Raw genomic sequence first — 7,107 nt, 5'->3', positions numbered from 1 at the left:
GGGGTACGCGGTGCTCTCGGCGGCGATGCGCGAGCCGGGCACCCAGGTGCTGAGCATCCAGAACATCATGCTCGGCGCGCACGGCATCCAGGTGTTCCCGGTGAAGTTCCGCTACTACACGGCGGAGCAGCTGGACGGGATGGCGGAGGACACCGGGTTCACCCTGGTCGAGCGGTGCGTGGACTGGGGCGCCTCCCCCTACGAGAAGGGCGACCTCAACCACGTGTCGGTGTTCGAGAAGCGCTGATCCGGGCGTTCTCCACACCGGAGGGCCCGCCCGCGCGCGGCGGACGGGCCCTCGCGAGCGCCCCGCTCAGCCCTGCGCCAGCAGGTCCCGCAGCGGGGTGCCTGCCTGGCCGGGGGTGGCGATCAGCAGCGCCAGCACCATGCACGCCACCACCACGGACCCGACCGCGATCAGCACCACCTCGGCCACGAGTTGCTTTCGCACCCCCGAGGCCGTGCCGCCGCTCAGGCGCGGCAGCGCGTTCGCCCTCCTGCGCTCACCAGGCCGGACGCCAGGGTGGCCGCGCCGATCAGGGGCGGGCTTCCTGGTGATCACCGGGCGCAGCAAGGAGATCCTGGTGACCAGCGGCGGCAAGAACGTCTCCCCCGCCGCGATCGAGGACCGCATCGGCGGCCACCCGCTGGTGGGCAACGCCGTGGTGGTGGGCGACGGGCGAAGCTGCGTCGCGGCGCTGCTGACCGTGGACCAGCAGCACTTCCCGGTGTGGAAGCGCACGGCGGGCAAGTCCGCGGAGGCGACGGTGGCGGACCTGGCAGGCGACCCGGACCTGCTGGCGGAGTTGCAGCGCGCGGTGGACCAGGGGAACCCGGCGGTGTCGCGGGCGGAGTCGGTGCGCAGGTTCCGGGTGCTGCCGGTGGAGTTCACCCGGGAGAACGGCTGCCTGACGCCGTCGCTGGAGGTGAAGCGGGACGTGGTGGTCCGGCGGTGGGCCGACGAGGTGGAGGCCTGCTACGCCGGGTGACTTTTGTGGGAAACCCTTGCGGGGCAGGGGTTTCCCACACCCCCTACCACCTGCGGCGCACGGTGGCCGCACCCCCGGTCACCAACGCGCCGGCCGGAACGTCCTTGGTGACCACCGCCCCCGCCCCCACCACCGAGTCACGCCCGATGGTCACCCCCGACAGCACGACGACCCCGACCTCAAGCCACACCCCGTCCTCCAGCACCACCGGCGCCTCCTCGGTGAACGCCCGCCGGTCCTCGGGCGGCACCGGGTGGTCGGAGGTGATCAGCGTGACGCGCGGCCCGAGCATCACACCACCGCCGATCCGCAACCCGCCCCGGTCGTAGAAGGTGCAGCCGTGGTTGACGAAGACGTCCTCCCCGAACTCGGTGCCCAGCCCGCAGTCGGTGTGGAAGGGCGGCAGGATCCGAACCGACTCCGGCAGCGGACGACCGAAGATCGCGGCGTGCAAGGCGGCGCGCTCCTCCGTGCTGTTGTACGGCAACGAGTTCAACCGCGAGGTGAGATCGGTGACCGCGAAGATCCGCTCGGCAGCACGGGCGAACTCGGGCCCGTGGACGTGGGTGCGCGCTCTTGGCAGGCTGCTCATGTGCCGATCCCACCAACGCCCCCGCCCGACGGACCAACAACCAACACGCCCACCGGCCACAACCGACGGTTGAGGCGCACTGGTGGACGTTGAGAGCGTGCGCGCCTTCGTAGCCGCCGCCGAGTCCGGCAGGCTGGGGGACGCGGCGGCCGAACTGGGCATCAGCCAGCAGGCGGTGTCCAAGCGGATCAGCGCGCTGGAGCGCGTGGTCGGCGTGCCCCTGTTCACCCGAACTCCGCGCGGCGTCCGGCCAACCCTGGACGGCGAGGTGTTCCTGCCGCACGCCAGGGCGGTGCTGCGAGCCGTCGAGCGGGCGGCCCGCTCAGTGCGACCGGACCACCGCGCGCTGCGCGTGGACGTGCCGAACCGCCGAACCGCCCCGTCCACCGCCCTCCGCGCCTTCCACACCGCCCACCCCGAAATACCCCTGGAGGTGGTGACTCTGCCGGAGAACCACCTGCTGGGCGCGCTGGAGGCGATACGCGCGGGCGCAGTCGACGCCTCGTTCCGCGCCGTCCCCCTGGCGCACGCGGACCTGCCGGACGACGTGCGCACCGCACGGGCAGTGGACAGCGCCCTGGAACTGCTCACCGGTCCCCAGCACCCGCTGGCCGACCACCAGGAGCTTGCTCCACCCGATCTGGCCGGGCACCGGGTGTGGGTGCCGGGAATCAGCAGGGGAACCGAGTGGGCGCGCTTCTACCGCGACCTGGCGGAGGAGTTCGCCCTGTCGATCGACGGCGCGGGCCCGCACTTCGGCGACGAGGCCCTCCTGGAACTGCTGGCGAACTCACCAACCCCGGCCACGCTAGTCGGCTCAGGTGACCACTACCTGTGGCCCGGGCACTACGACCTGCGCCGCCTCCCCCTGCGGAACCCGACCCCGGTGTACCCGCACCGCCTGCTCTGGTCGACGACGAACGACCACCCCGGTCTGGCGGACCTGCGCGCGTTCCTGAAAGCGGCCCACGAGCCGGTCCCGCACCCCCGGTGGGAACCAACCTGGGCTTAGACCTCCTTTCAGGATGAGCGGAGGCGGCGGCAGATCAGTGCGCGCACCAGGTTCAGGAAGCCTTGGTGAAGGCCGCCCCCGAGGGACGATCGACCGCTGGCTCAGGCTTCTCCGGTTGGCCGCGCTGCCGCGGTCGGCGAGCATCACAGCGGGCCGCCACCTCGGGCGTCCGGGTTCGCCGGTGCTGACCGCCACGACCAGCGGGTGACCTGCGCCGCCGACGGCGACTTGGTGTTTCGAGCCGGTCTTGCGCCGATCGAGTCGATCCTGTCCGCGACGTGCGACTCGGCGAGCATCACCCCGTGCAGGAATTGCCCGACCCCGCCCTCGGCCCATTTCAGCATCCTGTTGCGGCAGGTCGAACCGGAGCCGAACCCAGGTTCGGTGGCAGGTCGGCCCGCTCGATGCCGATGTGCAGCAGGAACAGGATCCCCTGAGGAGCTGTAAGCGTGGCCACTCGACTTCCAATCGGACTGGGCGGGCCTGCGCGCCTTCTTGACGGAGGGCCGCACGCCCCCAGGTAGGAACCCGCCCAGCCCTGGCTTGACCTCCAGATAGGTGGAGGTACCAGGCTGATCCCCGTGGACCGCAACGAGATCACCGAGTTCAGCGCGCTCGTCAGCCGCTTCTTCCGCGCCATGGACGCGCGGGAGTTCCCCGAGGGCTGGGCGGAGGACCACTTCACCGACGACATCAGCCTGTCCTCCCCGATCGGCTCCGCCCAGGGCATCACGGCGGTGGCCGCGCACGTGGAGGAGTCGGTCCACCGCTTCGCCCGCACCCAGCACACGTCCTCGGACTTGCTGGTGGACGAGGCGGAAGGCGTTGCGGTGACGTGGAACGCGCTCATGACGCACGTCCACCTGGACAGCACCCTGCGGTCGCGCGGCGCGGACGCGAACCCGATCTTCCAGGTCGGCGGCCACTGGCGGGCCGAACTGCGCCGCGCGCCCGAGGGCTGGCGGATCAGCGCCCTGTCCCACGAGGCGCTCTGGACGACGGGCCTGCCCCCGCTGCTGCCCGAGGGCGTCAAGCCGGTGGTGGCCGGGGACCACTAGGTCACTTCAGGTCACTTCCGGACGTGGCGGCCGGTCGAGCCGCCACCGGAGCCCCCCTGGACGCTGCCCGCCGCCACGCGCGTACTCGTGCACGGCGGCGCGCACCACCGCCAGGGGCAGCTCGGCGTTCGCCGGGAAGTCCCAGTCGAGCCCGATCATCAGGTACCGCACCGGCCCGCCCGTCCCCTCGCCGATCCACACCTCACCACCGTCGACGTGGCACAGCGCCCCCCGCCCGCGCGGCCCGTCCACACCCACGGTCAGCAGCGGCCCGGCCGGGTCGTCGCGGTCGAACAGCTGCGCCGCCACCGGCTCACCCCGGCGCACGAGTTCGTCCAGCACCCCGTCCACGTCCTGCGGCCCGCGCAGTTCCACGTCGACCGTCTGACCGGGGTAGTACCAGGCCACCAATTCCGTCACGTTCACTCCGACGTGGGCCACACCGCCACGGCAGAGTGAACCGCACAACATCTGGTACGCAGGTTCCACTCCATGTGGCACAGTGGCCCCGGAGCCGAAAGGCCCACGCGGCACCCCCGCACGCGCGCAGCACGCCGCGTCGCCGGGCGGAGGCCGTGGTGTGTATCTACCTGCCCCGTGTCACGGGGTAAGGCGGCACTGGTCCAGTCCCGCCTCGTGAAAGCACGTCACCATGACCACGCGTTCCGCCACCCTGCTCGACGAGTCCCCGCAGGCCCCTGCCGAGCCCCCCTCGGTCGCGCGCGCCGTGTTCGACTCCGCGGGCCCCTCCTTCTTCCCGCTGGCCCTCGTGGCCCGCTTCCCCTACGCCATGACCGTCGTCGGCGTGCTCACCCTGGTCGTCGCCGCGCGCGGCTCGATCAGCCTGGGCGGCCTCACCTCGGCGACCGCCGGGGTCGGCATGGCCGTGTTCGGGCCGCTGATCGGCGCGGCGGCCGACCGGTGGGGGCAGCGCCGGGTGCTGCTGGCCACCGGGGTCGCCACCAGCGCCGCGCTGACCGCGCTGGTGGTCCTGGCCTACTCGCCGCTGCCCCCGGCGGCGGTCCTGGTCGCGGCGTTCCTGGTCGGCGCGACCACCCCGCAGGTGCCGCCGATGTCGCGCAGCCGCCTGGTCGGCCTGGTCACCCGCCGCACCAGCGGTGGGACCCGGCCGAAGGCGGTCAACGCCGCGATGGCCTACGAGTCCGCCGCCGACGAGATGACGTTCGTCTTCGGGCCGACCCTCGTCGGCGTCCTCGCCGCCGCCTTCTCCCCCGCCGCCCCGATCATCGCCGCCGCCGCGCTGACCCTGGTGGCCGTGTGCCTGTTCGCCCTGCACCCGAGCGCGACCGCCGCTCAGCCCACCGCCGAAGAGCGGGTGACCCCCGACCCGGTGAGCGACCTGTTCCGCCCGTCACTGCTGGTGGTGCTGCTGGGCATCGTCGGCATCGGCCTGTTCTTCGGCTCGGTGCTGACCTCGCTGACCTCGTTCATGGCCGACCACGGCGACGCCGAGCAGGCCGGTCTGGTCTACGGCGCCATGGGCCTGGGCTCGGCGGTGTGCGCGCTGCTGGCCGGGATGCTCCCGCCCGCGTTCGCGCTGCGGGACCGCTGGCTGGTGTTCGCCGCGCTCGCGCTGACCGGCGCGATCGGCCTGAACCTGGCCACCTCGGTCCCGGTGGTCGCGCTCGCGCTGGCGGTGGCGGGCACGGGCGTCGGCCCGCTGCTGGTCACCCTGTACACGCTGGTCTCGGACCTGGCCCCGGTCGGCCGCAACGCCACGGTGATGACCATGGCGAGCACCGCGATCGTGATCGGCCAGGCCCCCGCCTCCAGCCTGACCGGCTACCTCGCCGAGGACAGCGGCACGGCGACCGCGCTGGTGATGCCCCTGGTGGCGGTGGCGGTGATCGTCTCGGCCGGGCTGCTCAACCGGTTCCGGTCGGCGACCGCGCGGGCCTGACGGGCGCGAAAACCACCTGCACCGCGGGCGGGGACGTCGAGCGGGTGGACGCGGTCAGCGGCTACCGCCTGCGGTCGCCGACCCACGACTCCCCGAACACGGCGTTCGACCTGGCCCAACCCCTGGTCGCCGGGATCGCGCACGCGGGTCCCCCGTGGCGCCTCGGGCACGGGAACCGGTGAACCGCCCGGAATTGTCGGACCCACTGCCTACGATGCCGCCGTGACCGACTTCGACGCACTGCGCAGCGACGGCTCCTGGCAGCTGACCACGACCGGTGACCGGATCACCGGTGCGGTGTTCCGGCTCGCGCCCAACCCGGACCGGCGGGCGCTGGTGGAGGCGCTGGGCGCCGACGCGTCCGACCCCGAGCAGTGGGAGTCGGTGCTGCTGGAGGCGTTCCTGACCGCCCCCGAGTCGGCGGACCTGACCGTACTGGAGCTGCACCTGACCGACTTCCACCACTCGGCGGCCCGCGCGGCGGCGGCGCTGGCCTCGCGCGGGCGGGAGCACCTGGTGGAGCTGCACCTCGGCCACGACTTCAAGCTCCTGTACGAGCACGCGACCACGTCGACCGGCCGCAGGTTCGACCCGCTGGAGAAGCTGAACGAGGGGTTCGCGAACGAGAGCGCGGTGGACCTGTGGTCCGCGCTGCCCGCGCTGCGCGCCCTGACGCTGCGGGGCGGACTGCTGCTGGACGACCTGGGCTCGACCACGGTCACCGACCTGCACGTGATCGGCGCGCCGTTCGCGATCGGCGCGCTGTTCCCCGACCGCGCGCCCGGCGTGGTGACCCTGACGGCGGAGATCGGTTACGACGTCTTCGGCGGCGTCTGCCCGGCGGGCCAGCTGGAGCTGCTGACCCCGGAGGGCTACCCGGCGCTGCGGCACCTGGACATCAGCCGGGCGGTGTTCGACGAGGCGGACGAGGAAGTGCTGGAGACCCTGGCGGAGCTGCCGCTGCTGCGGCAGTTGGAGACCCTGGACCTGGAGCTGGAGGAGGACGTCCCCGAGCGCCTCGCGCCCGCGTTCGCGCACCTGGAGCGAGGGCCGGAGGCGGGGTGAGCGCGGACCTGGCGCTGCTGGGCCGGGCGGCCGGGATGTTCGCGGTCACCAACATCGACGACCTGCTCCTGCTCGCGGTCTGCTTCGGCCAGGCGCGCGGCGACCGGCGGGCCGCGCTGCGCGTGGCCGCGGGCCAGTACCTGGGGTTCCTGGCGATCGTGGCCGTGGCCGTGGTCGGCGCGCTGGGCGCGGGCCTGCTGCCGGGGGCGGTGGTCCCGTACCTGGGGCTGCTGCCGCTGGCGCTGGGCGTGCGCGCGGCCCTGGCGACGTGGCGCGGGCGCGGGGCGGACGGGGAGGCGGAGGTAGCGACCGGCGCGGGCGTGGCGCAGGTCGCGGCCGTCACGTTCGCCAACGGCGGTGACAACATCGGCGTCTACGTGCCCGCGTTCGCGGTGGCGGGCGTGGCCGGGATGCTCGGCCACGTCGCGGTGTTCCTGGTCGGGGTGGCGGTGTGGCTGGCGGCGGGCTGG

Annotated in this window: 11 protein-coding genes and 1 pseudogene; 8 read left to right on the top strand and 4 right to left on the bottom strand. The window is 73.2% G+C overall.

The features are described from left to right. A pseudogene (locus ACTUAL_RS00330) lies at positions 1-247 on the top strand (hypothetical protein); the annotation flags it as partial. A 66-nt stretch (positions 248-313) separates the two neighbouring features. On the opposite strand, the gene ACTUAL_RS00325 reads toward ACTUAL_RS00330, so the two are convergent. Continuing rightward, positions 314-451: a hypothetical protein gene (locus ACTUAL_RS00325; RefSeq protein WP_440898851.1), complete on the bottom strand. Its 138-nt coding sequence runs from the start codon at positions 449-451 to the stop codon at positions 314-316. Between the two features lie 10 nt (positions 452-461). On the opposite strand from ACTUAL_RS00325, the gene ACTUAL_RS00320 reads away from it, so the two are divergent. Next, positions 462-989, top strand: a complete 528-nt coding sequence (locus tag ACTUAL_RS00320; RefSeq protein ID WP_440898850.1) for a hypothetical protein — start codon at positions 462-464, stop codon at positions 987-989. 43 nt (positions 990-1,032) lie between these two features. Here ACTUAL_RS00320 and ACTUAL_RS00315 read toward each other — a convergent pair whose 3' ends face one another. Then, positions 1,033-1,581 (bottom strand): sugar O-acetyltransferase, encoded by a 549-nt coding sequence (locus tag ACTUAL_RS00315; RefSeq protein WP_440898849.1) that lies wholly within the window; start codon positions 1,579-1,581, stop codon positions 1,033-1,035. Positions 1,582-1,663: 82 nt separating this feature from the next. Between ACTUAL_RS00315 and ACTUAL_RS00310 the strand changes: the two genes are divergently transcribed. Beyond that, on the top strand, positions 1,664-2,593 hold the full coding sequence (locus ACTUAL_RS00310) for a LysR family transcriptional regulator (RefSeq protein ID WP_440898848.1): 930 nt from the start codon (positions 1,664-1,666) through the stop codon (positions 2,591-2,593). Positions 2,594-2,736: 143 nt separating this feature from the next. Here the strand turns inward: ACTUAL_RS00310 and ACTUAL_RS00305 are convergent, their stop codons facing one another. Further along, positions 2,737-2,937 carry a hypothetical protein gene (locus tag ACTUAL_RS00305; protein ID WP_440898847.1) on the bottom strand — a complete coding sequence of 67 codons (201 nt, stop codon included), beginning with the start codon at positions 2,935-2,937 and terminating at the stop codon, positions 2,737-2,739. Positions 2,938-3,174: 237 nt separating this feature from the next. Here ACTUAL_RS00305 and ACTUAL_RS00300 point away from each other — a divergent pair, with 237 nt between their 5' ends. Then, positions 3,175-3,651, top strand: a complete 477-nt coding sequence (locus ACTUAL_RS00300) for a nuclear transport factor 2 family protein (protein WP_440898846.1) — start codon at positions 3,175-3,177, stop codon at positions 3,649-3,651. Between the two features lie 6 nt (positions 3,652-3,657). Here the strand turns inward: ACTUAL_RS00300 and ACTUAL_RS00295 are convergent, their stop codons facing one another. After that, positions 3,658-4,071, bottom strand: coding sequence for an Imm1 family immunity protein (locus tag ACTUAL_RS00295; protein WP_440898845.1), 414 nt, complete (start codon positions 4,069-4,071; stop codon positions 3,658-3,660). 232 nt (positions 4,072-4,303) lie between these two features. On the opposite strand from ACTUAL_RS00295, the gene ACTUAL_RS00290 reads away from it, so the two are divergent. The 4 genes from ACTUAL_RS00290 to ACTUAL_RS00275 form a co-directional block, all read left to right on the top strand. After that, complete coding sequence (locus ACTUAL_RS00290) at positions 4,304-5,572, top strand: MFS transporter (protein WP_440898844.1); 1,269 nt, start codon at positions 4,304-4,306, stop codon at positions 5,570-5,572. Between the two features lie 44 nt (positions 5,573-5,616). After that, entirely contained in the window at positions 5,617-5,754 is a 138-nt protein-coding gene (locus tag ACTUAL_RS00285) for a hypothetical protein (RefSeq protein ID WP_440898843.1), read from the top strand. 40 nt (positions 5,755-5,794) lie between these two features. After that, positions 5,795-6,637 carry a hypothetical protein gene (locus tag ACTUAL_RS00280; RefSeq protein WP_440898842.1) on the top strand — a complete coding sequence of 281 codons (843 nt, stop codon included), beginning with the start codon at positions 5,795-5,797 and terminating at the stop codon, positions 6,635-6,637. 35 nt (positions 6,638-6,672) lie between these two features. After that, positions 6,673-7,107, top strand: a 435-nt coding sequence (locus ACTUAL_RS00275) for a cadmium resistance transporter (RefSeq protein ID WP_440898852.1), incomplete at its 3' end; no start/stop codon positions are given.

Source organism: Actinosynnema sp., assembly GCF_052038725.1.
This window is presented reverse-complemented; position numbering and strand designations above follow the sequence as displayed.

Bases quoted from the DNA above. Each gene is read 5' to 3' on its own strand.
- ACTUAL_RS00315 (WP_440898849.1), bottom strand. From the start codon at position 1,581: ATGAGCAGCCTGCCAAGAGCGCGCACCCACGTCCACGGGCCCGAGTTC.
- ACTUAL_RS00305 (WP_440898847.1), bottom strand. From the start codon at position 2,937: ATGCTGAAATGGGCCGAGGGCGGGGTCGGGCAATTCCTGCACGGGGTG.
- ACTUAL_RS00290 (WP_440898844.1), top strand. From the start codon at position 4,304: ATGACCACGCGTTCCGCCACCCTGCTCGACGAGTCCCCGCAGGCCCCT.